Here is a 26,305-nt window from a genome sequence, read left to right on the forward strand (position 1 = left end):
CGCATGCCCGCCCTGCCCCGCCTGCTGCCCGCCCTGGCCCTGCTGCTCGCCGCGCTGCCCGCCGGCGCCGCGGAGGAGACGCGCGAGATCGGCTACGTGAACACCGCCATCACCAATCTCGGCCTGACGCGGAGCCACCGCGTGGTGGTGGAGCGCTTCGACGACCCGGAGGTGCGCAACGTCTCCTGCTGGATCAGCCAGGCGCGCACGGGCGGCTTCTCCGGCATGCTGGGCGTCGCCGACGACCCGGCGCGCTTCTCCCTGACCTGCGCCGCCACGGGCCCTGTGGAGCTGCGCGACGGCGCCCGCCGCGGGGAACGCGGCGAACAGGTCTTCGAGAGCAGCACCAGCCTGTTCTTCAAGGAGACGCGCGTGCACCGCTTCGTGGACGAGGAGCGGAACGCGGTGGTCTACCTCGCCTGGTCCACCAAGCTGGTGGACGGCTCGCCCTACAACGCGGTGGCGGTGGTGCCGATCCGGTAGGCAGCCGCGCTCAGCTCCGGCGCGGCATCGGGTTGGCGCCGGCCGCCTGGATCTCGTCCACCGTGCGCTCCCACGCGGCGAGGCGCTGCGGGCCGGTGGGATGCGTGCTGAGGAAGCTCGGCTGCTCGGCCCCGCCGGAGGCCTGGGCCAGGCGCACCCAGATCTGGCCCGCCTGATCCAGGTCGTAGCCGGCGCGCCGGACCATGAAGGCGGCGAGGTAGTCGGCCTCGCGCTCCTCCTCCTGAGAATAGACCAGCCGCGCGGCGCCGCCGCCGAGCTGTGCCCCGGTCTGCGCCAGCTGGTCGCCGCCCAGATAGGCCCCGATCACCGCGCCCGCGAGCGAGCCGAGCTGCGTGCGCGTGCCGGCGCGCTGGATGTGGTTCGCCAGGTGGTGGCCGTATTCATGCGCCACCACGGCGGCGAGCTCCGCATCGTTGCGCACCACCTGCAGCATCCCCGATGTGACGCCGACCACGTTGCTGTCGGTGGCGAAGGCATTCACATCCTCCGACCGGGCCAGGCCGACGCGGAAGCGGCAGGTGTTGCCCAGGTAGTCCTGGCAGAGCGGGTCGGAAGCCTCGGCGACGCGCTGCGCCACGCGGCGCAGCATGGCGACCTGTTCGGCCTCGCTGCGCTGGCTGCGCTGCAGCGGGCCGGCCGCCGCGATCGCCTGGCGCGCTTCCGCCAGTTGCGCCTCGCCCGCCTGCGGCAGGGCGTGCTGCGCGCCGCAGCCGCACAGCGCGAACCCGGTCGCAAGCAGCAGGGACCGGCGCGGCAGCGCGGCAGGCAGGCAGGCGAGACGGGATGACATGGCGACCTCCGGCGGAATGTTTGCCGTCCAGGACGCCCGGAAACGGGTCCGGTTCCCTCCGCCGCGCCACGGCCGCGGGAAGGGCCACGCCCTTCCCGCGCACCCGGATCAGGCGGCCGGCGCCACCTGCAGCTCGCTCGCCGGCGGCAGGAAGCTGCCGTCGAAGACCTGGTCCACGCTCGGCGTGCGCGGCAGCGAGAAGGTCTGCACGATGGCCTCGATCTGCTTCTGCGCGCGCGCCGGCTCGAAATGGCTGAGGCCGTGGCGCTTCACCGTGTCGCTGATCATCATCTCGTCGAAGGTGACCTGCTGGCGTTCCGTCTCGATCGCGACATCGGTCAGCGTCTCGCGCTGCTTCAGGAAGGCGATCGCCTCGGTCGGGTTGCGATAGGCCCAGATGGTGGACTGCAGGATCGCGCGGATCGCGGCGCGCGCGGCTTCGGGCCGCTCGCGCAGGAAGGTGCGCGTGGTGATCAGGCCGGAGCCGTAGAAATCCATGCCGTAGTTCTTGTAGCGGAAGATGCGCTGCTGCGGCCAATCCATTCCCAGCGCCTTCAGGCTGAGGCCGGTCGAGGTGATGAAGCCGGTGATGCCGTCCGCGCGGCGCTGCACCAGCATCGGCTCGCGCAGCTCGGGCGAGATGCTGTTCCAGCGGACCGTGTTCGCGTCGATGCCGACGGCGCGCGCGAAGACCGGGAAGATCTGCCGCCCCCCGTCGAATTCCGGCGCCGCGAGCGTCCTGCCTTCCAGCATCTTCGGCTCGGTGATCGGGCCATCGGCGCGCACGGTGCAGCAGGCGGGCGACTGGTCGTAGACGATGGCGACCGCGACCACGTCGCGCTGCGGGTTCTCCGCCATGAAGCGGATCGCGGGCGTCATGTCGCCGATGCCGATGTCGTAGGTGCCTGCCGCGACGTCGATCGGCACCCGGCCGGAGCCGTAGCCGCGCGTGATGGAGAACTCCACGCCGTTGTTGCGGAAGATGCCGTTGCGCTCGCCGGCGGCGGCGAAGCTGTAGGAGCCGTGGAACACCCAGTCCAGCGTGAAGCGCACGCGGTGCAGGCTCTGCGCCGTCACGACATTGGGCGCGCCGAGCAGCGCACCCGCGCCGAGCAGCGCCTGGCGGCGCGTGATGTTGGTCATCGGCTTCTCTCCTTCGTGTCGCCTCAGGGTTTGACCGGGACGTAGCTTTCCATCTTCCCGGGATTGAGCAGCCCGTGCGGATCCACCTCGGCCTTGAAGCCGAGCTGGTCGCCGGGCACGCGCTTGTGGCGGCTGCCCGCCTCCAGCGTGTTCACATGCGGATTGGCGACCGGGACGCCCGCCGCCTCATGCGCCGCGATGATCGCGTCCAGCCGCGCACGCGCCGCCGCGTCGTCCTCCGGCAGGCGCAGCAGATGCGCGCCGTTCGCCGCGACCGCGCCCTCGTAGAGGATGAAGCAGAGATGCATCGGCATCTCCCGCCCGCCGAAGTGGCGCCAGGACCATTCGACGCTCTCCAGAACGCGGCCGGGCGGGTTCAGCGTCTGCAGATAGGTCAGGCCGCGATCCAGCTTGCGCGCATGCAGCGTCGTGTGGCCCCAGGCGCATTCGTAGACGGGCGTGGCATCCGCATCGGCCTCCCGCGCGCGGCTTCCGGTCCAGAGCGTCACGCGCCCGTTCTGCGCTTCCATCAGCGCACGGAACTCGCGCTCCGCCTCGGCGGGCAGCATCGCGAGCAGCAGATGCGCGCCCGGCGGCGCCACCGCATCGCCCAGCACCGGCGGCAGGCCGATCGCCGCCGTGTCCTCCAGCACGTCGCAGAGCTTCGCCCCGAGGCCGCTGCGCGACAGCGCATCGCCCGCGCGCGCCGCGTCCATGAAGTGCTCGAAGGCCACCACCGCGTCGCACCAGTCGCGATGCGGCGCCAGCGGCACCTCCACCTCCGTCACGATGCCGGTGCTGCCATAGGTGCGGTTCACAAGATTGCAGTCGGCACCGCGCAGCTCCAGCACGCGCGGCGTTTCCTCCAGCGTGATCACGCGGGCGGCCTGCATGTTGCCGGGCTCCCGCAGTCCGCCCCAGAGCAGCGCGCCGATGCCGCCCGACCCGCCGCAGAAGAAGCCACCCAGCGTCGCCATGCGCTTGGTGGAGGGATGGATGCGCAACTCGCCGCCGGCCGCGATGGCCGCATCCTCCGCCGCCATCATGCGGATGCCCGCCTGCGCGCGCAGGCCGCGTTCGGGATCGGCGAAGACGAGCCGGTCGAGCCGCGTCATGTCGAGCAGCACGCCGCCCTGCTCCGGCACGCCCTGGCCATAGGTGCCGGTGCCGGCGCCGCGCAGCGTCACGGGGATGCGCAGCCGCGCGCAGGCGGCGGCGAGCGCGATCACCTCGGCCTCATCCGCCGGCAGCGCCACCACATCGGCGGATTTGCGGCGAAGCTGGCGATCCAGCAGCGGGCTGAACCAGAAGAAGTCGCGCGAGCGCTGGCGGACCAGCGCCCGATCCTCGATCAGCGCGAGGCCCGGAAGAGCGGCCTTGAGCGCGGCGATGTCATGCGGTCGGGGCGCACCGTCGGGCATGGTTCGGTGTCGCAAGAAGCCGCTCGCCGCTTCAAGCGCGCATTGCCCCTGATTTCGGCATCACCCCGCGGCACCGCACGCCTTCTCGGCAACACGCAAGAAAACATGCCCGCCTGGCAGGCAAATGCGTTTCAGACGAGAAGCAGCAGCGCCCCGCCGGCCGCCAGCGCCGCCACCGACGGCAGCGCGATGCGCAGGCCGTAGCCCCACCCCCCGATGCCCAGCGCATAGCCCGCCTTGGCGACGATGTTGCTCGCCACCGCCACCGCGATCGCCGTCGCGGCGACCGTGGCCGTCAGGCTCGCCGGCACGAGCTGCGGCACGGAGAGCGTCACTGCATCCACATCCGCGAGCCCCGTCACCGCCGCGACCACCAGCACGGCCTCCGCCCCCAGCCGCTCCGCGGCAAGCCGCGCGAGCAGCGCGACGGCCGCCAGCAGCAAGGCGAGCTTCAGCACGGCCAGCAGCTCGAAGGGATTTTCGGGCAGCGCCCCCGCCTGCCCGCGTCCGTTGCGCCGGCCCGCGAGCAGGGCCGGCAGCCCGAAGGCAAGCGCCGCGCCGCAGAGCGGCAGCCAAACCTGCCCGCCCACTACAGGCGAAACCGCCAGCGCCAGCCCGGCCGTGCGCAGGCAGGAGACGGCACCGGCCGCCAGCGCGCCCGCGGCCAGCGCCGGCACCGGCCCGCCGGCCCGCGCGGCCCGCCCGTTCGACAGCGTGACGGCGGTGGAAGAGACAAGCCCTGCCGCCGCGCCCGCCAGCAGCAGCCCGCGTTCCGCGCCCACCAGCCGCACCGCCAGGTAGCCCGCGAAGGACACCGCCGCGAGCACGATGGCCAGCCGCCAGACCTGCGCCGGATTGACGCCGCCGAGCGCCGCGATCGGCGCATCCGGCACCAGCGGCAACGCGACCAGCGTCATGGACAGCAGCAGGATCGCGCTGCGCATCTCGGCCCAGGTGATGCGCGCCACCAGGCCGTGCAGGGACTCGCGGCTGGCCAGGATCGCGGTCAGCGCAACGGCCGCCGCCCCGGCCGCCGCCGTCTCGCCGAAGGCCGCGAGCGCGCCGAGCGCCACGGTCGCGATGGCGGCCACCACGGTGGTGGCGCTGAAGCTGCCATCGGCCGCAGCCTCACGCAGCGCGAAGGGCAGCACGGCGCCAAGCGCGGCGAGGATCGCGCCGGCCAGGACCAGCCCCTGCGCCGCGCCCGAAAGCTCCGAAGCGAGGATCCCGGCGACGCCGCCGAACAGGCCGAGCGTACCGAAGGTGCGCACCCCGGCCGTGCGATGGCCCGCCGCCGCATCGCGCTCCCGCCAATGGCGCTCCACGCCGACCAGCAGCCCGATGGCCAGCGCGATGCCGAGGCGCTGGAGGATGGCGTCATGCTCCATGCCGGAAGTCTGATCCTCCGGCCGGGTTACGCAAGCGGCGTGTTGTCAGCCCACCGGCGGCGTCGTCGCACCTTCGCCGAGCTGACGCGTCATCAGCACGCTGTCCACCCAGCGGTCGAACTTCCACCCCACCGCGGGCAGGGTTCCCACCATGGTGAAGCCGCAGGCCTTGTGCAGGCCGATGGAGGGCGCATTCGCGCTGTCGCCGATCACCGCCACCATCAGCCGCAGCCCCTGCGCCGCGCAGCGCGCGATCAACGCCTCCAGCAGCGCGCGGCCGATGCCGCCGCGGTTCGCGTCCTTGTGGACATAGACCGAGTTCTCGCAGGAGAAGCGATAGGCCGGCCGCGTGCGCCAGTGCGAGGCATAGGCATAGCCCAGCACGCGCCCGCCCTCCCCTTCCGCCACGATGTAGGGGAAGCCGGCGGCGAGCACGGCCTCGCGCCGCTTCGCCATCTCGGCCACATCGGGCGGCGAAAGCTCGAAGCTGGCCAGGCCCGTCGAGACCCAGTGACCGTAGATCGCGGCGATCGCCGGAATGTCCTCGGCGCGGCTGTCGCGAAGCGTGATGCCGGACATGGCCTCAGCCGAATCCCTTGCCGGCCTTGCGATACGCCTCGCGCGGCGGCGCGAAGATGTCGAGCACCTTGCAGCCCTCGGGCCCGGCCCGCATCGTGTGCGGCACGCCGCCCGGCGTGCGCCAGAAATCGCCCTTCCGCACGGCGATCTCCTCGCCGCCCTGGAAGCGGATGGCGCTGCCTTCCAGCAGCACACCCCATTGCTCCTCCGGATGGTCATGCATCGTGCCCATCGCGCCCGGCGCGATGGTGACCACCGAGAGCATCGCATGCTCGCCCGGGAAGATGCGCGTGGTCAGGCCCGGCGCGAGTTCGCGGAACAGGCCCTGCGTCTCGTCGAACAGGTGGTGGAACTCGTCGCGCTGGCTCATCTCGTTCTCTCTCACCCCACAAACGGGTCGCGCAGCACGATGGTGTCGTCGCGCTCCGGGCTCGTCGAAAGCAGCACGACCGGCGCCTCCACCAGCTCCTCGATGCGGCGGATGTATTTCACCGCCTCGGCCGGCAGCTCGGCATAGCTGCGCGCGCCGCGCGTCGAGCCGGACCAGCCTTCCATGTCCTCGAAGATCGGCTCCGCGGCCGCCTGGGCGGCGACGCCGGCGGGGAGGCGCTTCATGGTCTCGCCGGCCACCCGGTAGCCGGTGCAGATCCGCAGCTTCGGCAGCCCGTCCAGCACGTCGAGCTTGGTCAGCACCAGGCCATCCACGCCGCCCACCTTCACCGCCTGGCGCACCATCGCCGCGTCGAACCAGCCACAGCGCCGCGGGCGCCCCGTGACGGTGCCGAACTCATGCCCGCGCTCGCCCAGCAGCTTGCCGGTGTCGTCGAACAGCTCGGTCGGGAAGGGCCCCGAGCCCACGCGCGTCGCATACGCCTTGGCGATGCCGAGCACGTAGCCGATGCGCCCCGGCCCGACGCCCGCGCCCGCCGCCGCGTTGCCCGCCACGGTGTTGGACGACGTCACATAGGGATAGGTGCCGTGGTCCACATCCAGCATCACCGCCTGCGCGCCTTCGAACAGCACGCGCTTGCCGCTGCGCGCGGCCTCGTCCAGGCGTTCCCACACCGGCTCCGCGAAGGGCAGCAGCTTCGGCGCCAGTTCCAGCAGCCGGTCCAGCAGCGCCTGCTTCTCGAAGGTCTCGGCGCCGAGACCCTTCAGCAGCGTGTTGTGGTGCAGCAGCAATTCGTCCAGCTTGCGCGAGAGGACCTCCGGCTCCGCCAGGTCGCACAGGCGCACGGCGCGGCGCGCCACCTTGTCCTCGTACGCCGGGCCGATGCCGCGCCCCGTCGTGCCGATCTTGCCCTCGCCGCGCGCCGCCTCCCGCGCCTTGTCCAGCGCCGGATGCAGGGGCAGGATCAGCGGCACGTTCTCCGCGATCCGCAGATTCTCGGGCGTCACCCGCAACCCCTGCGCGCCGACCTTCTCGATCTCGCTCAGCAGGTGCTCGGGGTCCAGCACCACGCCGTTGCCGATGACGCCGAGCTTGCCGCGCACGACGCCAGAGGGCAGCAGCGACAGCTTGTAGGTCTGGCTGCCCACCACGAGCGTATGGCCGGCATTGTGCCCGCCCTGGAAGCGCACCACGACATCGGCGCGGCTGGCCAGCCAGTCCACCACCTTGCCCTTGCCCTCGTCGCCCCACTGGGCGCCGATCACGGCGACATTGGCCATGGGCCTTACTCCTTCAGGGCGCGCGGCGTGCCGGCCGCGTCGAGGATATGGGTGCAGCGCAGGCTCTGGGCCGTGTCCGCCGGCGAAAGCTGCGCGACGGTCGCCATGCCCTTCGCGCGCAACGCGCGGGCCAGGGCGGGATCGGTGCCGAACGCAAGAAAGACGCGCGGGCGCGGCGGCGCGGGCGGCACGCCGCGCAGCAGCGCGTCGGGATAGAGCGTCATGCCCGTCGCGCATTCCTCGCCCGACATGTAGCGCCCGCCGCGCGCGATCTCGCCGGTGGCGCCGGCGCCGAAGACCGTGAAGGCGACGCCGGTGTGGTAGCGGAAGCCGCGGAACTCCACCGGATCGAGCGTGATGCGCAGCCCCGGCGCGCGGGCGCGCAGCGCCGCGATCACGGCACCCGCATTGTCCGCGATGGCGCGCGCCGCCGGCGGCAGCGCGGCATCCTCGAGCGCCGCGAGCGCGCCCTCCGCGGGGCCTGCGGCCGCGAGCAGCCCGGGCAGCACATGCGCCGCCTCCCCGGCCTCGCGCACCAGCGCCTGCACCGCGGCGGCGTCCTTGCGGTCCAGCGCGCGCGCCAGCCGCCGCCGCGCCTCCCCCTCCACCCCCGCGGCGTCGAGCAGCGCGGGGGAGAGGCGCGGCAGGGTGATGTCCAGCGTCGGGTCGGCGATGCCGATGGCTGCCAGCGCCTCGGCCGCCACCGCCGCGACCTCGGCATCGGCTTCCGGCAGGTCCGGCCCGATCAGCTCGATGCCCGCCTGGGGAAGCTGCCGCGCGGGGGCGAGCTGCGTGCCGCGCACCCGTAGCACCTGCCCGGCATAGGACAGGCGCAGCGGGCGGGGCGTCCGCGCCAGGCGCGTCGCCGCGATGCGGGCGACCTGCGGCGTGGTGTCGGCGCGCAACCCCATCATGCGCTGGCTGACGGGGTCCATCAGCCGGAAGGTCTGGTCGGCCAGGGCCGCGCCCGATCCGGCGAACAGGCTGTCCTCGAATTCCAGCAGCGGCGGCTTCACCCGCTCGTATCCGTGCCGCCCGAACACCGCGACCATCGCCTCCACCAGCGCGGCCTCGCGCTCGGCCTCGGGCGGCAGCAGGTCGGAGAGGCCGGCGGGCAGCAGGGCCGGGCTGGGCGGATCATCGGTCATGACGACGCGGAGGGATGCCAGCCGGGGCGGCGGGGAGCAAGCCGAAGGGGAAGCGGGGGAGATCCGCCCAGGCTGCAACCGATGGTCTGTTGCCTTTCACCCCCCCCCGCATACAATGCGCACTCGCATCGATCATGTCTGGCCGAAGGCAAGGGGAAGAGTTTTGGGCACGCCGGAGGACGATCTGCTGGAAGGCGGCGAGGGTGGTGAGTCCCTCGCGGGCTTCGCCGGCGCCGACACGATCCTCGGCGGCGGCGGCGACGATACCGTCCAGGGCGGCCCCGGCTTCGACGTGCTGGATGGCGGGCCGGGTCGCGATCTCCTTAGCTACGAGGATGCGCCGCATGGCGTCCAGATCGGCCTCTACCGCGGGGCGCCGGCCTATGGTGACGGCCGCGACGAGATCGTGCTCGGCGGCTACTGGGGCGAACTGACCTTCGAGGACCTCCGCGGCTCCGCCTTCGACGATAGGCTCACCGGCAACCGCTTCGCCAATCTCATCGAAGGCGGCGCGGGCGACGACACGATCAGCGGCGCGGGCGGCACAGACACGCTGTTCGGCGGCGCCGGGGCCGACAACATCGGCGCTTCCATCGAGGCGGCGACGCTGACCGGCGGCGAGGGCGCGGACACCTTCCGGCTGGCAACCGGCGCGCCGGACCCTCTTCTCGGCATGCCGCGCATCACGGACTTCTCGCGCGCGGAAGGCGACCGGCTGCGTATCGTGGAGCGCACCGCGGAGGCGGAGCCCTACGTCTCTCCCCCCGGCTGGTCCACCGGCGGCGGTTTCGTCAACAGCATCGTTCCCTACTCCATTTCAGCCTTCCCGCACGGCGGCTGGGTGTGGATCGGCACCCTCGAGGGCAGCGCACCCACCATGGGCATGCGGCTGCTGGCCGCGGAATATGACATCATTGGCTGGCACGCAGGCTGGCTGCCGGACCCGGCAGGCGGTGGCTGGGTGCTGCTCGACCGGGACGGCGATGGCGTCTTCGGCGCCCGCGACCGGGTCATCCGCTTCGACGGAGCGCCGGGCTTCGCGATCGGCGCCGACGACTTCCCCGATCTCCGCTTCTCGGCGCAGCGAGCCGGGCCGGCTGGGGAGCGCCTGGTCGGCAGCGACATCATCGTGCCAGCAGACAATCCCGGTTTCGACCCCGTCCTGCCGGCCACCGACATCCTGCTTGGCGGTGCCGGCAACGACACGCTGATCGGCCTCGACGGCGCGGATTTTCTCGCCGACGGGAAAGGCGCCGACATCATGATCGGTGGCGCGGGCGGCGACACCTATGTCGTGGACGATCCCGGCGACATCGTTTCCGAGAAGCCGGACACCGAGCCCTTCTACATCCTGGACGACTTCGACACCGTCATCGTGTCCTTCAGCTACCGACTGCCGCGCAATGTCGAGACCTTGATCCTGCGTGAAAGCGCAGAGGCGATCAAAGGCACCGGCAACGACGGCATGAACTTCCTGTTCGGGAACAGCCTCGACAACCGGCTGATGGGCAGGGGGGGCTTCGACCAGCTGGACGGCGGGGCCGGGAACGACAGCCTGTTCGGCGAGGCAGGCAACGACGTCCTGTACGGCGGCGGCGGCAATGACCGCCTCGCCGGCGGCGACGGCAACGACACCGTCCGCGGGGAGGAAGGCGCAGATCGCCTGATTGGCGGCAACGGCAACGACAGCCTGATCGGCGGGGCCGGTCCGGACACGCTCGTTGGCGGCGCAGGCGCGGACACGCTGCGCGGTGGCGAAGATGATCTGGATGATGACAGCGTCGACCGGCTGTTCGGCGACCAGGGCGACGATTTCTACATCGTCGAGGCGTCAGGCACGCGAATCCTCGAATTTGCGGGCTTCGGCGCCGACACGATCCTGGCCGACCTCGGCGAGCCCACCGTCTTCCGCATCCCGGACCATGTCGAGGGCCTGATCCTCGGCTGGCGCGTCGGCACGGGGATCGGCAATAGCGCCGACAACATCATCGAGGGGAGTTTGCGGGCAGACCGGCTGGAGGGCATGAGCGGCCAGGACACGCTGATCGGCGGCGGCGGCGCGGACACCCTCGTCGGCGGCGACCGGGCCGACCTGTTCGTCATGACACTCCATGGCGGCGCCGACGTCATCCTCGACTTCCAGCCCGGCGTGGACCGCATCCGCTATGCGGCGGTCGATCCGCGCCTCGTGGATTTCGCCGATGTGCGGGCCGTCCTCACGGACACGGCCGAGGGCGTGCGCATCGGCAGCGTGTATTTCGGCGCGCCCACGCTCCTGCTCACGAGCGTCAGCGCCGCGAGCCTGACCGAAGGCGATTTCCTGTTCGGCTGACGGCCGCCCTCACGCCACGAAGACGTCGAACTCCGCGCGCTGACCGCCATCCACGGGCGTCACGCGCGCCATCAGCAGCGCGCGGCTTTCGGGCGCAACGCGCCGCAGCAGCCCGTCCGTCTCGTTGCGCGGCTCGCCCGGGAAATAGACCTGCGTGGTCAGCCCCGCCCCGCCGCCCGCCGGCTGCGCGCGCAGATGGATGTGCGGGGTGCGGCCGGGATAGAGGCCGGGGCGGATCGTGCGGAAGGCGTAGCGCCCCGCGCCGTCGGCCACGGCGCGGCCATAGCCCTGGAAGCCGGAATCGCGCTGCGCCTGGCGCGGGTCGCGGGGATGCAGGTAGATGCCCTGCGCATCCGCCTGCCAGATCTCGATCACGGCGCCCGCCAGCCCGGAACCATCCGCGCTGCGCACGACGCCGGTCAGCAGCAGCGGGATGCCGCGCGCCGGCGCGGCCTGCCCCGCCACGCGCAGCAGGTCGGCATCGGCGTCCGCGGGGATCGCGGCCGGGTAGTAGGGCCCCTCCGCCTGGCGCGGCGTGCGCAGCCCCTGGGCCTGGGCGGGCAGCGCGGCCAGCGCCGGCATGACCAGCAGGGAACGGCGCAGCAGGGCGGGGCGCGAGAGAATCATGCCGGCATCTGCCGTGCCGCGGCACGCCAGGGCAAGTGACGAAACGTGGCGCCATGTCGGCGGGCAACCCGCGGCGCGGCGGCGTGCTATGGTTGCGCGATGAAGCGACGCCTTCTTCCCCTGCTGCTCCTGCTCGGCGCCTGCTCGGTGGATCCGACGACGGGCTACCTGTTCGGCATCGGCGATCCGGTGCGCGGCGCGGCGCTGTCGGCGCCGGTGCGGCTTGGCAACACCGCGCACCTCGCGGGCGATCCTGTGGCGGCGGCGCGCGGCGTGATCCTGCTGGAGTTCATCGACGACTCCTTCCGCACGGACCCGCTCTACATGCACGACGTCTCGCCGGCGAACCAGCAGATCATCCGCCGCGGTCGGGACGAGATGCGCGCGGCCGTCGGCATCGCGCCGAACGCGCCCGCCGGCCCGCTGATGGCGCAGCTGCGCGACTTCGCGAATGCGCTGGAAGCCGGCAGCCTCGCCCGCGCGGAGGCGGCGCTCAGCGGCCCGATGTTCCCCCTCGGCGCGGAGGCCACGTTGCAGCGGCTGCGCACCCTGCCCCGGCTGCCGCGCGTGAGCGAGGCAGCCGGCGCGGCGGCCAACGAGATCAACCGCCTCGACAGCCGCCGCAGCACGATCGGCGGCTGACGCCGCCGCCGTTCAGAAGGCCAGCGGCACCGCGCGCACCACCAGCGGCAGCCCGCGCACCGTCTCCAGCACGCCGGCCGGCAACGGGCCGTCCAGCCCGACCAGGCAGATCGCATCGCCCCCAGGTGCGGTGCGGCCGAGATGGAAGGTGGCGATGTTCACCCCCGCTTCCGACAGCGTCATGCCGAAGCGGCCGATGAATCCCGGCCTGTCCTGGTTCGTCACGTAGAGCATGTGCGGCGCGAAATCGGCCTCCACCGCGATGCCCTTGATCTCCACCAGGCGCGGCTTGCCGGTTCCGACCAGCGTGCCCGTCACGCTGCGCGGCCCGCCTTCCGTCACGACCGTGACGCGCAACAGCGTGACATAGTCGCCGCTGCGCTCATGCACCGTCTCCGCCACCTCGATGCCGCGTTGCTGCGCGAGCACAGGGGCGTTGACCATGTTCACCGCGCCCGAGATCGGCGTCAGCACGCCGGCCAGCGCCGCGGCCGTCAGCGGCCGCCGGTTCAGCTCCGCCGCCTGGCCTTCGTATTCCACGCGGATCGCCTTGATCGAGGCGTCCTGCGCCACCGTCAGCTGCCCGGCCATGGAGCCAAGCAGCCGCGCGAGTTCCATATAGGGCTTGAGGCGCGGCGCTTCCTCCGCCGTCACGGACGGCATGTTGATGGCGTTGGAGACGGCGCCGGTGAGCAGAAAATCCGACATCTGCTCGGCGACCTGCAGCGCGACATTCTCCTGCGCCTCGGTCGTCGCCGCGCCGAGATGCGGCGTGCAGACCACGTTCTCCAGCGTGAAGAGCGGGCTGTCGGTGGCGGGCTCCGTCTCGAACACATCCAGCGCGGCGCCGGCCAGGTGTCCGGACTGCAGCGCCTCGAACAACGCCTGCTCGTCCACCAGCCCGCCGCGGGCGCAGTTGATCAGCCGCGCCCCCTTCTTCATGGCGAAGATCCGCTCGCGCGAGAGGATGTTCCGCGTCTGCTCGGTATAGGGTGCGTGCAGCGTGATGATGTCGGCGCGCGCGATCAGCGCGTCCAGCTCCACCTTCTCCACGCCGAGCTCGACCGCCCGCTTCTCCGACAGGAAGGGATCGAAGGCGATCACCTTCATGCGCAGCCCGTTGGCGCGGTCCGCGACGATCGAGCCGATGTTGCCGCAGCCGACGAGTCCCAGCGTCTTGCCCGTCAGCTCCACGCCCATGAAGCGGTTCTTCTCCCACTTCCCGGCCTTGGTGGAGGCCGATGCCTCCGGGATCTGGCGCGCCAGAGCGAACATCATCGCAATGGCGTGCTCGGCGGTGGTGATCGCGTTGCCGAAGGGCGTGTTCATCACCACGACGCCGCGCGCGGTGGCGCTGGTGATGTCGACGTTGTCCACGCCGATGCCGGCGCGACCGACCACGCGCAGCCTCGGCGCGGCCTCGATCAGCTCGCGCGTGACCTTCGTCGCGCTGCGCACCGCGAGGCCATCGTATTCGCCGATGATCTCCCGGATTTCCGCGGGCTTCAGGCCGGGCTTGAAGTCCACATCCAGGCCGCGGTCCCGGAAGATCTGGACGGCGGCGGGCGAGAGCTTGTCGGAGATGAGGACGCGCGGCATCAGGCAGCCACCTTCTGCTCGGCCTCGACGCGGGAAAACGCCCAGTCGAGCCAGGGGAGCAGCGCGGCGATGTCGGCGGTCTCCACCGTGGCGCCGCCCCAGATGCGCAGGCCCGGCGGCGCATCGCGATAGGCTGCGGCGTCCAGCGCCACGCCTTCCTTCTCCAGGATGGAAGACAGCTTCTTCGCCGCGGCGGCCTGCCCCTCGGCATCCAGCGCGGTGAACCAAGGCGCGACGATCTTCAGGCAGATCGAGGTGCAGGAGCGCGTGGCCGGAACCTCCGCGAGGAAGTCCACCCAGGGCGTCTTAGCCACCCAGGCGGCGATAGCGGCCAGGTTGCCCTCGCTGCGCGCGACCAGGCCCTTCAGCCCGCCCACGCCTTCCGCCCAGCGCAGCCCGTCCAGCGCATCCTCGACGCAGAGCATGGACGGCGTGTTGATCGTCTCGCCCTTGAAGATCCCTTCGTTGATCTTCCCGTCCTTGGTCATCCGGAAGATCTTCGGCATCGGCCAGGTCGGCTTGTAGGACTCGAGCCGCGCCACCGCGCGCGGCGACAGCGCCAGCATCCCATGCGCCGCCTCGCCCCCGAGCACCTTCTGCCAGGACCAGGTCACGACATCGAGCTTGTGCCAGGGCAGGTCCATCGCGAAGGCCGCGCTCGTCGCGTCGCAGATCGCGAGCCCCTCGCGGTCGTCGCGGATGAAGTCGGCATCCGGCAGCCGCACACCGCTCGTCGTGCCGTTCCACACGAAGACCACGTCCCGATCCGGCGAGACCTGCGCGAGATCCGGCAGCTTGCCGTAGCCGGCGGAGATCACCTTCGCATCGGCAAGCTTGAGCTGCTTCGTGACATCCGTCGCCCAGTCCTTCGAGAAGCTCTCCCAGGCCAGGATGTCCACACCCCTGGACCCCAGCAACGACCAGAGCGCCATCTCCACCGCGCCGGTGTCGGAGGCCGGCACGATGCCGAGCCGCCAATCGGCCGGCATGCCGAGGATCGCCTTCGATCGCTCGATCACCTCGACCAGTTTGGCCTTGGGATCCTTGGCCCGATGACTGCGCCCGAGCAGCGCGCCGGAAAGCGCCTCCAGCGTCCAGCCGGGACGCTTGGCGCAGGGACCGGAGGAGAAACGGGGATTGGCCGGACGGATGTCCGGTTTCGCGTGCGACATATGAAGCTCCCTTCCAGAAGCTGATGCGCCCCGGTGGGGGGGCGTGGCCCGCCGCGAGGCTTAGCCGCCTGCCTCCCGTGCCGCAAGCGGCTGCGTCCGCCGCAACCCATCCGCTTGCACCCCGTTATGGCGGGGAACGCGACGCCCGGAGGAACGGACGACCGGGCCCCGGCAGCGACGCCCATGCGGTGCGTCGCCAGTCACCCCAAGCGGAAGGAAGAAGGCTTCATGCTGACCTGGGCCATCATCGCCCTCGTGATCGCGCTGATTGCCGGCGCGCTGGGCTTCACCGGCGTCGCCGCGGCGGCCGGCAGCGTCGCCAAGATCCTGTTCGGCCTCTTCCTGGCGATCGCGATCATCCTGTTCCTGCTGAGCCTGTTCGCCGTCGCGTGACGGCTGCGCATCACTCCGGGCGGTAGAAGGCGCCGGCGCGCGCCGCCAGCGCGGTGCGCCATGTCACCCAGCCGGTCAGCAGCGTCGCGAAGGCCAGCGCGGGCCAGCAGAGCCAGGGCGGGAAGCGCAGCGTCATCAGCATGATGGCGAAGGCCGCTGAGGGGAAGGTCGTGCCCCACCAGGCCATGCCGAAGGGGATCCGCGCGATCTCCCCGGCCATGGCGAGCAGCACGGCCACCAGCAGCAGCGCGACGCCTGCCAGCGCCAGGGCGGGGCCGAAGGGAGTGCCGGTGAGCGCCGCCACCGCCACCGCGCCGACGGCCGGCGGCGCCACCAGGATCACCAGGCTCGGCACCAGCGGCAGCGGCAGCGCCGGGCCGGCGAACAGGCGGTAGAGCAGCAGCGGCAGCACCGCCAGCCACAGCAGCAGCCCGATGCCGAACATCATCCAGGACATGTGATGGAAGCCCATCGCCACGCCGAAGACCGGCGCGAGGATGTTGCCCACGAGCGGAATCAGCAGCGGCGGCGCGATCATCGCCGGATCGCCCCGCCCGCTCAGCACGCGACGCAGCAGCAGCATCGCGACCAGCAGATGCACCGCCACCGCGATGCTCCACAGCGCCGCGCCGAGGCCCGGCGCATGCGGGAAGGCCGCGGCGGCGAGGATCATCAGCCCGATCGTCGGCGCCGCGGCGAAGGAGACGCGGACGGGATGCCCGATCTCCTCGATCACCGATTCCGGGTGGTGCAGCAGCCGCGCGACCTGCAGCGCGACCACGCCGATCCAGACCAGCGCCGTCAGCAGCAGCAGCGCCTCCCCGATCGCCGCGGGCGCGCCAAGCAGCGCATGCGCCTGCCGCCAGGCGAGGCCGACGCCGCCAAGGCCCATCGGCATCGCCAGCAGCGGCAGCGGCAGATGCGCGAGCGTCGGCCGCGATGCGGCGTGGGTCATGGCCGTCAAAGGAACGCCTCGCCTTCCATGACCTTCACGCAGCCGCCGCCGACGGTGGAGCGGATGCCGTCGGCCGCGCGATGCGCGGTGCTGCGCAGCAGGCTCGGCCGCCCCATCTCGACGCCCTGCACGATGTCCCAGGCACCGCGGTCCGCGCCCGAGAGATGCAGGAGCGTCGCGGCGAGCGCGACCGCCGCGCTGCCCGTCGCCGCATCCTCCTTCACGCCGAGCCCGCCGCCGAACATGCGCGCGCGCAGAGCCGCGCCATCGCGGGCATAGAGATAGATCGCCAGCCGCTTCGCCACCTGCGGCATCGCGGCCATCACGCGCTGGAACTCGGCATCCGCGGGCGCCGCGCGGGTCAGCGCATCCGGCGTCACCTCCATCAGCACGAAGGGATTGCCGACCGAGGCGACGACCGGTCGGTGGTTTTCGGTCACCACCTCCCAGGGCTCGAGGCCGGCGCAGGGCGCAAGCTGCACGGGCGTGAACTCCGCGCCGAGCGAGAGCGGCTGCGGCGCCGCGATGTCGGCCTGCGTCACGGCGCCCGCGGCGTCGCGCGCGATGCGGATCTCGACGCGGCCCGCGATCTCCTCGAAGCGCAGCAGGTCACCGCCTCTTTCGGACGCGATCACGTAGCCGGTGCCGACATTCGGATGACCGGCGAAGGGCATCTCCACCTTCGGCGTGAAGATGCGCACCCGCGCGGTGTTTTCCGCGCGTTCCGGGGGCAGCACGAAGGTCGTCTCGCTGAGGTTGAACTCGGCGGCCAGCGCCTGCATCTCGGCGTCGCTCATCCCCCGCGCATCGGGAAAGACGGCCAGCGGGTTGCCGCCGAAGCGCGTGTCGGTGAACACGTCCAGCGTGACGAAGCGGTACTTTCTCACGACAGGCCCTCGACGCGGGAAGGATCCACGGTGACGCCATGGCCGAGCGGACCATGCCCGGCGCCGAAGCCCGGCGCGGCCAGCATCGCCGCGCGCACATAGGCACGCGCGCGGATCACCGCGTCGCGCAGCGCCATGCCCTGCGCCAGGCCGCAGGCCAACGCGGACGCCAGGGTGCAGCCCGTACCATGGGTGTGCCGCGTCTCGAGCCGCGCGCTCTCGAAAACTTCCGTGCCGTCCTGCGTCGCGAGCAGGTCGGTCAGCACCGCGCCGCTGCCATGCCCGCCCTTCAGCAGCACCGCGCGCACGCCCATCGCCAGCAGCGTCTCCGCCGCCCGATGCATCCCCGCCACATCGCCGATGGCGACGCCCGACAGCGCCTCCGCTTCGGGGATGTTCGGCGTGATCACGGCGACCATCGGCAGCACGCGCGCGCGCAACGTCGCCACCGCTTCGGGTGCGAGCAGCGGATGCCCGCCCTTCGCCACCATCACCGGATCGGCGACCAGCGGGATGCCCGGCCCGAATTCCGCCAGCGCGTCGCACACCGCGTCGATCGTCGCGCTGTCGGCCAGCATGCCGGTCTTGATCGCATCCGCGCCGAGGTCCTGCAGCACCACGCGGATCTGCAGCCGGATGAAGTCGGGCGGCACGCCCATCACGCCATGCACGCCGAGCGTGTTCTGCGCGGTCAGCGCGGTGATCGCCGTCATCGCGAAGCCGCCGAGCGCCGTCACGGCCTTGATGTCCGCCTGGATGCCCGCCCCGCCGCCGGAATCCGATCCGGCGCAGACGAGAACCCTCCCGGAAGGAGCCATCACTCCGCCGCTTGCACCTTGCGCGCCGCGCCCGCGGCGGCGGCCCGCGCTCGGATCAGCGCGGCCAGATCGTCCACCGTCGCCTGCATCTCCGCCTGGTCCTCCGCCTCCGCCATCACGCGGATCAGCGGCTCCGTCCCGCTGGCGCGCACCAGCACGCGGCCGCGGCTGCCGAGCTTCGCGCCCGCCGCCTCGATCGCCTGCTGCACCTCGGCATCGCCGAGCGGCGAGGCGCCAGCATAGCGGATGTTCACGAGCTTCTGCGGCAGCGGATCGAAGCGACGGCAAACCTCGCTTGCCGGGCGCTCCTCCTCCACCAGCAGCGCCAGCACCTGCAGCGCCGCGACCAGCCCGTCGCCGGTCGTGGCAAAGTCCGACAGGATCATGTGGCCGGACTGCTCGCCGCCCAGGTTGCAGCCCGTCTCGCGCATCACCTCGGCCACGTAGCGGTCGCCCACCTTGGCGCGATGCAGCGCGAGGCCCATGCCCTGCAGGTGCCGCTCCAGCCCCAAATTGGACATCACGGTCGCCGCGATGCCGCCGCCGCGCAGCCTGCCGTCGCGGTGCCAGGAGCCGGCGATGAGCGCCAGGATCTGGTCGCCATCCACGATGCGCCCCAGCTCGTCGGACAGCACCAGCCGATCGGCGTCGCCATCCAGGGCGATGCCGAGATCCGCGCGCCGCTCCTTCACCAGCTCCGCCAGCTTCTGCGGCGCCGTCGCCCCGCATTCGCGGTTGATGTTGAGCCCGTCCGGCGCGACGGCGACCGAGACCACCTCCGCGCCCAGCTCCCACAGCACGGTCGGCGCCACCTTGTAGGCGGCGCCGTTCGCGCAATCGAGCACGATGCGCTTGCCCTCCAGGCTGCGCCCCTTCGGGAAGGTGGATTTCGCCGCCTCGATGTAGCGGCCCGGCGCGTCCTCGATCCGGCTCGCGCGGCCGAGCTTGCCCGGCGAGGCCATGTTGTCCGCCAGGTCCGGCGCGCCCATCAGCGCCTCGATCTGCGCCTCCTCGGCATCCGAGAGCTTCAGCCCGTCCGGCCCGAACAGCTTGATGCCGTTGTCCTCATAGGGGTTGTGGGAGGCCGAGATCATCACGCCGAGATCGGCGCGCAGGCTCCGCGTCAGCAACGCGATCGCCGGCGTCGGCAGCGGCCCGACGATCATCACGTCCATGCCCGCGCCGATGAATCCCGCCGTCAGCGCCGGCTCGATCATGTAGCCCGACAGGCGCGTATCCTTGCCGATCACCACGCGGTGACGGTGGTTGCCGCGGTTGAAGAACCGGCCCGCCGCCTGGCCCAGGCGGAGCGCGGTCGCCGCATCCATGGGCGGGCGGTTGGCCGTGCCCCGGATGCCGTCGGTGCCGAAGAGCTTGCGGGCGGGCGTCGTCATGGCGGGCTGATTATTCCTCCTCCGCCTCCGCGTCCACCGGCGGCGCGGCCCCCGCCTCGCAAGCGGCCGCGACCCGCAGGGCCTGCACCGTCTCCGCCACGTCATGCACGCGCAGCACCGCCGCGCCGCGCTCCGCGGCCGCGAGCGCCACCGCGAGGCTGCCGGCCAGCCGGCGCTCCGCCGAGGCCACGCCCGACAGTTCCCCGATGAAGCGCTTGCGGCTGGCGCCGAACACCACCGGGCAGCCGATCCCGGCCAGGATCGGCAGGCGCTCGATCAGCGCCAGGTTCTCGGGCGTGCGCTTGCCGAAGCCAATGCCGGGGTCCACGGCGATGCGGCCGCGGGGGATGCCCTGCGCCTCGGCCCAGGCGACGCGGGCGGCCAGGAACTCCGCGACCTCCAGGGCCGCATCCTCGTAGCGGATGTCGTCCTGCATGGTGCGCGGGTCGTCGCCCAGCATGTGCATCAGGATCACCGCGGCCTCGCTCTCCGCGACCACCCGCGCCGCCTCCGGATCATGCCGAAGGGCAGAGACGTCGTTCACGATCTCCGCCCCCGCCTCCAGCGCGGCGCGCATGGTCGCGGCATTGCGCGTGTCCACGCTGACGGTCGCGGCCTTCGCGAGTTCCCTGATCACCGGCAGGATGCGCCGCTGCTCCTCCTCCGGCGTCACCGGCTCGGCGCCGGGCCGGGTGCTCTCGCCGCCGATATCGAGGATGTCCGCGCCCGCCTCCAGCATGGCATGGCCGACGGCGATGGCGCGCGACGGGTCCAGATGCCGCCCGCCATCGGAGAAGCTGTCCGGCGTGACATTCACCACGCCCATCACCAGCGGCCGTCCGGACGGCAGGCCGGCGAAGGGCGGCAGCGCCCTGGTCAGCGCCATCACATGCTGCTGCCAATCCGCCGGCACATCGGCCAGCGCCAGCGCCCCCTCCGGGGCGCCCGCGCCGAGCAGCCGCACCATGGTGAAGGCGGCCGGCCCGCCGGCCAGCGGCAGCGCCAGGTCCGCGGCCAGCGCGAAGTCCGCAGCCCGGCCGCGCAGCAGCCCGAGCGGCTCGACCCTCATGGACTGCATCGAAGCGCCTCGGTCTTGCGTGGGAGCGGGCATGGAGATCTCGGCACGTGCCCGAACGAGCAGGCGATCGCGTCATGCTGCGGCCTCGGTCCGCGATCGGCAAGCCGCGCAGAGGCCGGCCCGGCGCCGGAACCGCGCCGGCCCATTGATGCGAATCAATGAACGTTGAAATTCTCTTATGGATGCTGGTTCTCACGAAGCAGCCGATCGGCAAAGGCGCGCGCGGGGATCCGCAGCCGCGCATGGCAGGGAAAGGAGCCCGCCCATGGTCCTCATCTGCACCCTGTTCGGCTGCGTCGAGTTCGACGAGACGCTGAGCGGAACGGATTACAACGACCGCCTCGAGGTCTACGTCGGGACCTACATCGTCCGCGACGCGCTCCTCGGCCTCAGCGGCAACGACACGCTCATCGGCAGCGTCTTCACCGAGACGCTCGATGGCGGACCAGGCGACGATCTTCTGATCGGGAATGGCGGCCGTGACGCGCTGATCGGCGGCTCCGGCACCGACACAGCGCAGTTCAACAGCCTGTCGAGTTCCTACCAGATCTCGCGCTTCGACGACCGCACGATTTTGGTGAACGACGCGCGGCTCTACGAGGTCGAGTTCCTGCGCTTCCCCGATGCGACGTGGTCCACCGCCTCGATTTCCACCGTGAGCCTGGACCACCACCTGCCCGGTGCGGGCGTGCCGGTCACGCGCGTGATGACCGCCACCACCCTGCCCGTCACTGACTACGACATCATGAACCTCGAGCATGGCTGGGCGATCGCCCATGAGAGGCTCGACACGATCGGCTACGCCATTCCGGGCGACCGCTTCCTCGCTTTCGGCGGCAGCCAGCCGATGACCCTCGACTTCGGCATCGCCGAGGGGCGCAACTGGGACCTGCGCGACTACGACGGCAACGACTTCGCCAATGACAGCTGGAACCTGATGGGCGTCGCCGACGTGAACGGCGACGGGCGGCCCGAATACATCCTCGTCAACCCCGACCAGGACGGCAATGGCGGCCGCTGGGCCACCCTGGAACAGCTTGGCCAGACCACGGGCTCGATCGACACCGGCGATTATGGCGCCGGCGGCAGTACGCGCATCGTCGGCACCTATATCGACCCGCTCGTCGCCAACGGCACCCACGCCCCGGGCAGCGAGTTCGACAGCCAGAAGCGGGTCACCGCCGACCTGACCGAGGATCGCCTGCGCGTCCTCGGCGGCTACGACATCGATGGCGACGGAAGGCTGAACCTCGTCTTCCGCCGCATCGACAACGATGCGGATCCGTCGAACGACGTCTTCCTCAACGCCCGGCTGCACCAGGACGGCAACATCGAATACGCCAACTACGTCAATCTGCAGCAGCTCTACGACCTGCTGACCCACCAGCCCAACAGCCCCGACGCCGCGCCGCAGACCGTCTGGCAGTGGTGGATACCGCTGTAGACGCGATAGCCGGCAACGAAAAAAGGCGAGGGGCCGGTGCCCCTCGCCTCTCGCAGGCCAGCTTCGCGCCGCCGATCAGGTGCCGGGCGCCGGCGCCCCGCTCCACGGACCGGCCGAGGGCCGCGGCGTGGGGGAACGGCCCGAGCTCGGCACGGAGCCGCGGGTCGGCGCCGGCTCGTCCGGGCGATTGCGCACCACGGGCTCGCCCTTGATCACCGACCGGATCTCGTCGCCGGAGAGCGTCTCATGCTCCAGCAGGCCCTTCGCCAGCAGGTGCAGCTCGTCGATGTTCTCCGACAGCGTCTTCTTCGCACGCTCATAGGCGCTGTCGATGATCCCGCGGATCTCGCCGTCGATCTGCCGCGCCGTCTCCTCCGACACGTTCTTCGACTGCGTGACGGAGTGGCCGAGGAAGACCTCTTGGCTGTTGTCGCCATAGGCGATCATGCCGAGCTTCTCGGACATGCCCCATTCGGTGACCATCCGCCGTGCCTGGTCGGTCGCCATCTTGATGTCGCCCGCCGCCCCGTTGCTCACCTTGTCCGGGCCGAAGATCAGCTCCTCCGCCACCCGGCCGCCCATGGCCATGGCGAGCTGCGCCTTCAGCTTGGACTTGTGCATCGAGTAGCGATCGCCCTCGGGCAGGGACATCACGAGGCCCAGCGCGCGGCCGCGCGGGATGATGGTGGCCTTGTGGACCGGGTCGCATTCCGGCTCGTGCAGCGCCACCAGGGCGTGGCCCGCCTCGTGATAGGCGGTCATGCGCTTCTCGGCCTCGCTCATCACCAGGCTGCGGCGCTCGGTGCCCATCAGCACCTTGTCCTTCGCCGACTCGAATTCGTGCATGCCGACGGTCCGCCGCCCGGTCCGCGCGGCGAGGAGCGCCGCCTCGTTCACCAGGTTGGCGAGGTCGGCACCCGAGAAGCCCGGCGTGCCGCGCGCGATCACCTTCGGGTCCACGTCGGAAGCGAGCGGGACCTTCCGCATGTGGACGCGGAGGATCTTCTCGCGCCCGTTCACGTCGGGGTTCGGCACCACGACCTGCCGGTCGAAGCGGCCGGGGCGCAGCAGCGCGGGGTCGAGCACATCCGGCCGGTTGGTGGCCGCGATGATGATGACGCCCTCGTTGCTCTCGAAGCCGTCCATCTCGACGAGCATCTGGTTCAGCGTCTGCTCGCGCTCGTCATTGCCGCCGCCGAGGCCGGCGCCGCGATGACGACCCACGGCATCAATTTCGTCGATGAAGATGATGCAGGGCGCGTTCTTCTTGCCCTGCTCGAACATGTCGCGCACGCGGGAGGCACCGACGCCCACGAACATCTCGACGAAGTCGGAGCCCGAGATGGTGAAGAAGGGCACGTTGGCCTCGCCGGCGATGGAGCGCGCCAGCAGCGTCTTGCCGGTGCCGGGCGGGCCGACCAGCAGCACGCCCTTCGGGATCTTGCCGCCCAGCCGCTGGAACTTCTGGGGGTCGCGGAGGAAGTCGACGATCTCCTCGAGCTCGCCCTTCGCCTCGTCGATGCCGGCCACATCCTCGAAGGTGACGCGGCCCTGCTTCTCGGTCAGCAGCTTGGCCTTGGACTTGCCGAAGCCCATGGCCCGCCCGCCGCCGCCCTGCATCTGGCGCATGAAGAACACCCAGACGCCGATCAGCAGCAGCATCGGGAACCAGGACAGCAGGTAGTGGAACAGCGGGTTCACGTCGCTGTCCTCGGGCCGCGCGACGACGCGCACGCCCTTCTCCGTCAGCTTGCTGACCAGGGCCGGGTCTTCCGGCGTGTAGGTCTGGAAGGTGCGCCCGTCCGAGAGCTGGCCGGTGACCGTGCGGCCCTGGATGGTCACGTCGCGGACGTGCCCGGCATTCACCTCGTTCAGGAAGTCCGAATAGGCCACCTGCTGGGAGGCCCGGCCCGGCCCGGAGGCGGGCTGGAACAGGTTGAACAGCGCCACGAGCAGCAGCGCGACGATCACCCAGAGCGCCAGATTGCGGCCGAAATTGTTCACCTGTTGATTCCCATGTCTCGCAGCCCGGCTGGGCCGCGCCGTCGTGTAGATAGGGTGGCGGCGCCGTTCTTCCATCCGCCTTGCTGCGGCGCGACGTCGTCCCCTGCCCCGGCCGGCGCGGCGGGGCGGATCACGTCATCGCCCCGCCCGCAGGCGCGAAGCGGAAGGCGCTGTCCGCACGACATGAAGCAATACGATAGGCCAGCGCCGGGACCTCTGCCAGCGTTCCGTTCACATAAAGCGCCGGAAGGGTCGGGACGACGCCGGCCGGCATCCAGCCCGGCCGCTTGAGGCGCCGGGCCGCCTCCCCCGCTGCCCCGATCATTGCGCCCGGCGGGGGCGCGCCGACCAGCCGGAACCGCCCGTCCCACAGCGCCCCGGCCCGCGCCTCCACCGGCGGACCGAGCGCCGCCGCCTCCCGCAGCAGCAGCCCTCCGCGGCGCAGCACCACCCCGGCAAGCGTCCCCTCCCCCTGCGCCAGCAGCCGGCCAACGGCGGCCTCGGGCGGCGGATAGGCGGCGCCGGCCACCACCCGGACCAGCGCCGACAGGGCGGCCCGCGCCACCGGGTCGGACCCCAGCGCCGGCAGGTCGAGTCGGGCGAAGCCCGCGTCGTGCAGCATCGCCGCACCGGCGAGCCGCCCGGCCACCTGTGCGGCCATGCGCCGGCGGCGCTGGCCGAAGCGGGCCGCGGTCTCGGCCAGGACGGAGACGGCCCCCTCCCCCAGGCCGCCGCGCAGCCGGATACGCGTGAAGCGCGCATCCCGGTTGGAGGGGTCGCGCACCGGCTCGAGCCCGGCCTCGGCCACCACCGCCTCCAGCCGCGCGGGCGCGACGCCGAGCAGCGGGCGCAGCACCAGCGCCTCGGCCTCCGCCCGCACGGTCGCCATCGCCGCCAGCCCCGCCGGGCCGCTGCCGGCCAGGGCGCGCATCAGCAGCGTCTCCGCCTGGTCGTGCCGGTGGTGGCCGAGCAGCAGCCAGGGCGCGCCCTGCGCCCGGCAGGCCCGCAGCAGCGCCCGCAGCCGCGCCGCCCGCGCCCGCTCCTGCGCGCCAGCCCCGGGCGTCAGGCCGAGCGACTCGACCCGCGCCGCGATCCCCCGCCGTGCCAGCATCGCCGCCACGCCGGCCGCCTCCTCGCCGCTTTCCGGCCGCAGCCCGTGATCGCAGACCAGCGCCAGGAGACGGCCGCCGCGCGCCCGCGCCCAGGCATCGGTCAGCAGCGCAAGCGCCAGGCTGTGCGGCCCGCCCGAGACGCCGGCCAGCATGACGGGTGTCGGCCCGAAGGGGCCGAGCGGCGCCATCAGCGCGTCGAATTCGCCCTTTGTGACGGGTTCGGCCGCCTCGGCGGCCGGGCCGGGCCCGATCCGGCTAGCGGCAGGAGGCGCGGCGGCGCGCATTGGCGGCGCGCTCGGCCACCGGCCCCGAGAGGTTCGGGTTGCTGCTGCGCAGCTCGTTCAGCAGCGTGCAGGCGTCGCGGTTGTTGTTGAGGCCGATCAGCGCATTGGCGATGCCGACCGTCGCCTCCGGCGCGCGGGAGCCGCGCGGGTTGCGCCGGCGCGCGTCGTCATAGGCGACCGCCGCGCCCGCGAAGTCGCGCTTCCCCATCAGCGCATCGCCCAGGAGGATCTGCCCATCGGCGATCCGCGCCGTGTCGCGGCTGCCGATCACCTCGCGCGCCGCGGCCTCCGCCGTCGTGAAGTCGCGCCGGCCGAGCGCCGCCTGGCCTTCGGCCAGCGCCCGCTGCGGGGTGCGCGCCGCCGCGGTGGCCGGGCTGGCGGCGGCGGCTGCGGGTGCCGCTGCCGCCGCGGCGGGCGGGCGGGCCGCCGGCGCCGCGCCCTGACGCTGGCCCTCCAGCTGCTGCAGCCGGAAGTCGATGTCGCCCTCCAGCTTCTCCACCCGCTCGCGCAGCTGCCGCTCGCGGAACTCCGCTTCCTCGGCGCGGCCGCGCACGCTGCGCAGCTCCTCCTCCAGCCGCTGCACCCGGTCGAGCAGCGCCGGCACCAGGTCGCCCTGCGCGCCCGCGGGGCGGGAGGGCATGGGCGCGGCGAGCACGCCGCCGGTCGAGGGCTGCGGCGCGGAAAGCCCGCCGCGGCGCAGGATCTCCACCTCCTGGCGCAGCTGCAGGATCTGGTTCTGCAGCGCGATCCCCTCGCGGCTGTCGACCTGCGCCACGGCGATGCCCGGCAGGGCGATCAGCAGGGCGGCAATCACAAGACGCATGGCGTTTCCCCCGAAAGCGCGACGCCCGGACCGGCTCCTGCCGGCCCGGGCGCGATCGTGTCAGGACGCGTCCCGGCCGGGCGAGGCAGCGCCCGGC

At 72.0% G+C, this 26,305-nt stretch carries 24 protein-coding genes; 5 read left to right on the forward strand and 19 right to left on the reverse strand.

Annotated features, from left to right (window positions below):
- Positions 1–3: 3 nt before the first annotated feature.
- Positions 4–483, forward strand: coding sequence for a CreA family protein (locus tag DFH01_RS16355; protein ID WP_109871496.1), 480 nt, complete (start codon positions 4–6; stop codon positions 481–483).
- A gap of 10 nt (positions 484–493) precedes the next feature.
- Here DFH01_RS16355 and DFH01_RS16360 read toward each other — a convergent pair whose 3' ends face one another.
- The 8 genes from DFH01_RS16360 to DFH01_RS16395 all read right to left on the reverse strand — a co-directional run bounded on the left by DFH01_RS16360 (position 494) and on the right by DFH01_RS16395 (position 8,644).
- Complete coding sequence (locus DFH01_RS16360; protein ID WP_109871497.1) at positions 494–1,294, reverse strand: M48 family metalloprotease; 801 nt, start codon at positions 1,292–1,294, stop codon at positions 494–496.
- Between the two features lie 108 nt (positions 1,295–1,402).
- A complete protein-coding gene (locus tag DFH01_RS16365) occupies positions 1,403–2,437 on the reverse strand; it encodes an ABC transporter substrate-binding protein (protein ID WP_109871498.1) in 1,035 nt (344 codons plus the stop codon).
- A 23-nt stretch (positions 2,438–2,460) separates the two neighbouring features.
- Positions 2,461–3,858 (reverse strand): FAD-binding oxidoreductase, encoded by a 1,398-nt coding sequence (locus tag DFH01_RS16370; RefSeq protein ID WP_109871499.1) that lies wholly within the window; start codon positions 3,856–3,858, stop codon positions 2,461–2,463.
- A 131-nt stretch (positions 3,859–3,989) separates the two neighbouring features.
- The gene (locus DFH01_RS16375) at positions 3,990–5,246 is read right to left on the reverse strand and encodes an MgtC/SapB family protein (protein ID WP_109871500.1); all 1,257 of its coding nucleotides are present in this window, start codon (positions 5,244–5,246) and stop codon (positions 3,990–3,992) included.
- Between the two features lie 45 nt (positions 5,247–5,291).
- Positions 5,292–5,825, reverse strand: a complete 534-nt coding sequence (locus DFH01_RS16380) for a GNAT family N-acetyltransferase (RefSeq protein ID WP_109871501.1) — start codon at positions 5,823–5,825, stop codon at positions 5,292–5,294.
- 4 nt (positions 5,826–5,829) lie between these two features.
- Positions 5,830–6,195 carry a cupin domain-containing protein gene (locus DFH01_RS16385; RefSeq protein WP_109871502.1) on the reverse strand — a complete coding sequence of 122 codons (366 nt, stop codon included), beginning with the start codon at positions 6,193–6,195 and terminating at the stop codon, positions 5,830–5,832.
- Positions 6,196–6,206: 11 nt separating this feature from the next.
- The gene (locus tag DFH01_RS16390; protein ID WP_109871503.1) at positions 6,207–7,496 is read right to left on the reverse strand and encodes an adenylosuccinate synthase; all 1,290 of its coding nucleotides are present in this window, start codon (positions 7,494–7,496) and stop codon (positions 6,207–6,209) included.
- Between the two features lie 5 nt (positions 7,497–7,501).
- A complete protein-coding gene (locus DFH01_RS16395; RefSeq protein WP_109871504.1) occupies positions 7,502–8,644 on the reverse strand; it encodes an ATP phosphoribosyltransferase regulatory subunit in 1,143 nt (380 codons plus the stop codon).
- Between the two features lie 115 nt (positions 8,645–8,759).
- On the opposite strand from DFH01_RS16395, the gene DFH01_RS29015 reads away from it, so the two are divergent.
- On the forward strand, positions 8,760–10,976 hold the full coding sequence (locus DFH01_RS29015) for a calcium-binding protein (RefSeq protein ID WP_158287789.1): 2,217 nt from the start codon (positions 8,760–8,762) through the stop codon (positions 10,974–10,976).
- 9 nt (positions 10,977–10,985) lie between these two features.
- On the opposite strand, the gene DFH01_RS16405 is transcribed toward DFH01_RS29015, so the two are convergent.
- Positions 10,986–11,603, reverse strand: coding sequence for a dioxygenase family protein (locus tag DFH01_RS16405; RefSeq protein WP_109871506.1), 618 nt, complete (start codon positions 11,601–11,603; stop codon positions 10,986–10,988).
- Positions 11,604–11,702: 99 nt separating this feature from the next.
- Here DFH01_RS16405 and DFH01_RS16410 point away from each other — a divergent pair, with 99 nt between their 5' ends.
- The gene (locus DFH01_RS16410) at positions 11,703–12,245 is read left to right on the forward strand and encodes a hypothetical protein (protein ID WP_109871507.1); all 543 of its coding nucleotides are present in this window, start codon (positions 11,703–11,705) and stop codon (positions 12,243–12,245) included.
- A 12-nt stretch (positions 12,246–12,257) separates the two neighbouring features.
- Here DFH01_RS16410 and serA read toward each other — a convergent pair whose 3' ends face one another.
- Positions 12,258–13,844: a phosphoglycerate dehydrogenase gene (serA, locus tag DFH01_RS16415; RefSeq protein ID WP_109871508.1), complete on the reverse strand. Its 1,587-nt coding sequence runs from the start codon at positions 13,842–13,844 to the stop codon at positions 12,258–12,260.
- Positions 13,844–15,016, reverse strand: a complete 1,173-nt coding sequence (locus DFH01_RS16420) for a phosphoserine transaminase (protein WP_109871509.1) — start codon at positions 15,014–15,016, stop codon at positions 13,844–13,846. The genes serA and DFH01_RS16420 overlap by 1 nt, the downstream gene beginning before the upstream one ends.
- A 228-nt stretch (positions 15,017–15,244) precedes the next feature.
- Between DFH01_RS16420 and DFH01_RS16425 the strand changes: the two genes are divergently transcribed.
- Positions 15,245–15,409: a DUF1328 domain-containing protein gene (locus DFH01_RS16425; protein WP_109871510.1), complete on the forward strand. Its 165-nt coding sequence runs from the start codon at positions 15,245–15,247 to the stop codon at positions 15,407–15,409.
- Positions 15,410–15,419: 10 nt separating this feature from the next.
- On the opposite strand, the gene DFH01_RS16430 is transcribed toward DFH01_RS16425, so the two are convergent.
- The 5 genes from DFH01_RS16430 to folP are packed head-to-tail and all read right to left on the reverse strand — an operon-like array spanning position 15,420 to position 20,532.
- Positions 15,420–16,364, reverse strand: a complete 945-nt coding sequence (locus DFH01_RS16430) for an SLAC1 family transporter (protein ID WP_109871511.1) — start codon at positions 16,362–16,364, stop codon at positions 15,420–15,422.
- A gap of 5 nt (positions 16,365–16,369) precedes the next feature.
- Positions 16,370–17,251, reverse strand: coding sequence for a PhzF family phenazine biosynthesis protein (locus DFH01_RS16435; protein ID WP_109871512.1), 882 nt, complete (start codon positions 17,249–17,251; stop codon positions 16,370–16,372).
- Entirely contained in the window at positions 17,248–18,069 is an 822-nt protein-coding gene (gene thiD / locus DFH01_RS16440) for a bifunctional hydroxymethylpyrimidine kinase/phosphomethylpyrimidine kinase (RefSeq protein WP_109871513.1), read from the reverse strand. The genes DFH01_RS16435 and thiD overlap by 4 nt, the downstream gene beginning before the upstream one ends.
- Positions 18,069–19,463 (reverse strand): phosphoglucosamine mutase, encoded by a 1,395-nt coding sequence (glmM, locus tag DFH01_RS16445; RefSeq protein ID WP_109871514.1) that lies wholly within the window; start codon positions 19,461–19,463, stop codon positions 18,069–18,071. Before glmM ends, thiD begins: the two co-directional genes overlap by 1 nt.
- A 10-nt stretch (positions 19,464–19,473) precedes the next feature.
- A complete protein-coding gene (folP, locus tag DFH01_RS16450) occupies positions 19,474–20,532 on the reverse strand; it encodes a dihydropteroate synthase (RefSeq protein WP_233256136.1) in 1,059 nt (352 codons plus the stop codon).
- A 274-nt stretch (positions 20,533–20,806) separates the two neighbouring features.
- On the opposite strand from folP, the gene DFH01_RS16455 reads away from it, so the two are divergent.
- The gene (locus tag DFH01_RS16455; RefSeq protein ID WP_109871516.1) at positions 20,807–21,985 is read left to right on the forward strand and encodes a calcium-binding protein; all 1,179 of its coding nucleotides are present in this window, start codon (positions 20,807–20,809) and stop codon (positions 21,983–21,985) included.
- 75 nt (positions 21,986–22,060) lie between these two features.
- Here DFH01_RS16455 and ftsH read toward each other — a convergent pair whose 3' ends face one another.
- The 3 genes from ftsH to DFH01_RS16470 all read right to left on the reverse strand — a co-directional run bounded on the left by ftsH (position 22,061) and on the right by DFH01_RS16470 (position 26,208).
- Positions 22,061–23,989: an ATP-dependent zinc metalloprotease FtsH gene (gene ftsH / locus DFH01_RS16460; RefSeq protein WP_109871517.1), complete on the reverse strand. Its 1,929-nt coding sequence runs from the start codon at positions 23,987–23,989 to the stop codon at positions 22,061–22,063.
- A 130-nt stretch (positions 23,990–24,119) separates the two neighbouring features.
- Complete coding sequence (gene tilS / locus DFH01_RS16465; RefSeq protein ID WP_109871518.1) at positions 24,120–25,385, reverse strand: tRNA lysidine(34) synthetase TilS; 1,266 nt, start codon at positions 25,383–25,385, stop codon at positions 24,120–24,122.
- Positions 25,357–26,208, reverse strand: coding sequence for a tol-pal system YbgF family protein (locus DFH01_RS16470; protein ID WP_109871519.1), 852 nt, complete (start codon positions 26,206–26,208; stop codon positions 25,357–25,359). Before DFH01_RS16470 ends, tilS begins: the two co-directional genes overlap by 29 nt.
- Positions 26,209–26,305: the final 97 nt, after the last annotated feature.

The sequence above is a fragment of the Falsiroseomonas bella genome (genome assembly GCF_003173615.1).
In the GTDB taxonomy this organism is placed as follows: domain Bacteria; phylum Pseudomonadota; class Alphaproteobacteria; order Acetobacterales; family Acetobacteraceae; genus Falsiroseomonas; species Falsiroseomonas bella.

Coding starts and splice junctions, on each gene's coding strand:
- DFH01_RS16470 (WP_109871519.1), bottom strand. CDS start 26,208: ATGCGTCTTGTGATTGCCGCCCTGCTGATCGCCCTGCCGGGCATCGCC.
- folP (WP_233256136.1), bottom strand. CDS start 20,532: ATGAGGGTCGAGCCGCTCGGGCTGCTGCGCGGCCGGGCTGCGGACTTC.
- DFH01_RS16395 (WP_109871504.1), bottom strand. CDS start 8,644: ATGACCGATGATCCGCCCAGCCCGGCCCTGCTGCCCGCCGGCCTCTCC.
- DFH01_RS29015 (WP_158287789.1), top strand. CDS start 8,760: ATGCGCACTCGCATCGATCATGTCTGGCCGAAGGCAAGGGGAAGAGTT.
- DFH01_RS16370 (WP_109871499.1), bottom strand. CDS start 3,858: ATGCCCGACGGTGCGCCCCGACCGCATGACATCGCCGCGCTCAAGGCC.
- tilS (WP_109871518.1), bottom strand. CDS start 25,385: ATGCGCGCCGCCGCGCCTCCTGCCGCTAGCCGGATCGGGCCCGGCCCG.
- glmM (WP_109871514.1), bottom strand. CDS start 19,463: ATGACGACGCCCGCCCGCAAGCTCTTCGGCACCGACGGCATCCGGGGC.
- DFH01_RS16425 (WP_109871510.1), top strand. CDS start 15,245: ATGCTGACCTGGGCCATCATCGCCCTCGTGATCGCGCTGATTGCCGGC.
- DFH01_RS16420 (WP_109871509.1), bottom strand. CDS start 15,016: ATGTCGCACGCGAAACCGGACATCCGTCCGGCCAATCCCCGTTTCTCC.
- DFH01_RS16410 (WP_109871507.1), top strand. CDS start 11,703: ATGAAGCGACGCCTTCTTCCCCTGCTGCTCCTGCTCGGCGCCTGCTCG.
- DFH01_RS16380 (WP_109871501.1), bottom strand. CDS start 5,825: ATGTCCGGCATCACGCTTCGCGACAGCCGCGCCGAGGACATTCCGGCG.
- thiD (WP_109871513.1), bottom strand. CDS start 18,069: ATGGCTCCTTCCGGGAGGGTTCTCGTCTGCGCCGGATCGGATTCCGGC.
- serA (WP_109871508.1), bottom strand. CDS start 13,844: ATGCCGCGCGTCCTCATCTCCGACAAGCTCTCGCCCGCCGCCGTCCAG.
- DFH01_RS16385 (WP_109871502.1), bottom strand. CDS start 6,195: ATGAGCCAGCGCGACGAGTTCCACCACCTGTTCGACGAGACGCAGGGC.
- DFH01_RS16355 (WP_109871496.1), top strand. CDS start 4: ATGCCCGCCCTGCCCCGCCTGCTGCCCGCCCTGGCCCTGCTGCTCGCC.
- DFH01_RS16360 (WP_109871497.1), bottom strand. CDS start 1,294: ATGTCATCCCGTCTCGCCTGCCTGCCTGCCGCGCTGCCGCGCCGGTCC.
- DFH01_RS16365 (WP_109871498.1), bottom strand. CDS start 2,437: ATGACCAACATCACGCGCCGCCAGGCGCTGCTCGGCGCGGGTGCGCTG.
- DFH01_RS16405 (WP_109871506.1), bottom strand. CDS start 11,603: ATGATTCTCTCGCGCCCCGCCCTGCTGCGCCGTTCCCTGCTGGTCATG.
- DFH01_RS16430 (WP_109871511.1), bottom strand. CDS start 16,364: ATGACCCACGCCGCATCGCGGCCGACGCTCGCGCATCTGCCGCTGCCG.
- DFH01_RS16390 (WP_109871503.1), bottom strand. CDS start 7,496: ATGGCCAATGTCGCCGTGATCGGCGCCCAGTGGGGCGACGAGGGCAAG.
- DFH01_RS16455 (WP_109871516.1), top strand. CDS start 20,807: ATGGTCCTCATCTGCACCCTGTTCGGCTGCGTCGAGTTCGACGAGACG.
- DFH01_RS16375 (WP_109871500.1), bottom strand. CDS start 5,246: ATGGAGCATGACGCCATCCTCCAGCGCCTCGGCATCGCGCTGGCCATC.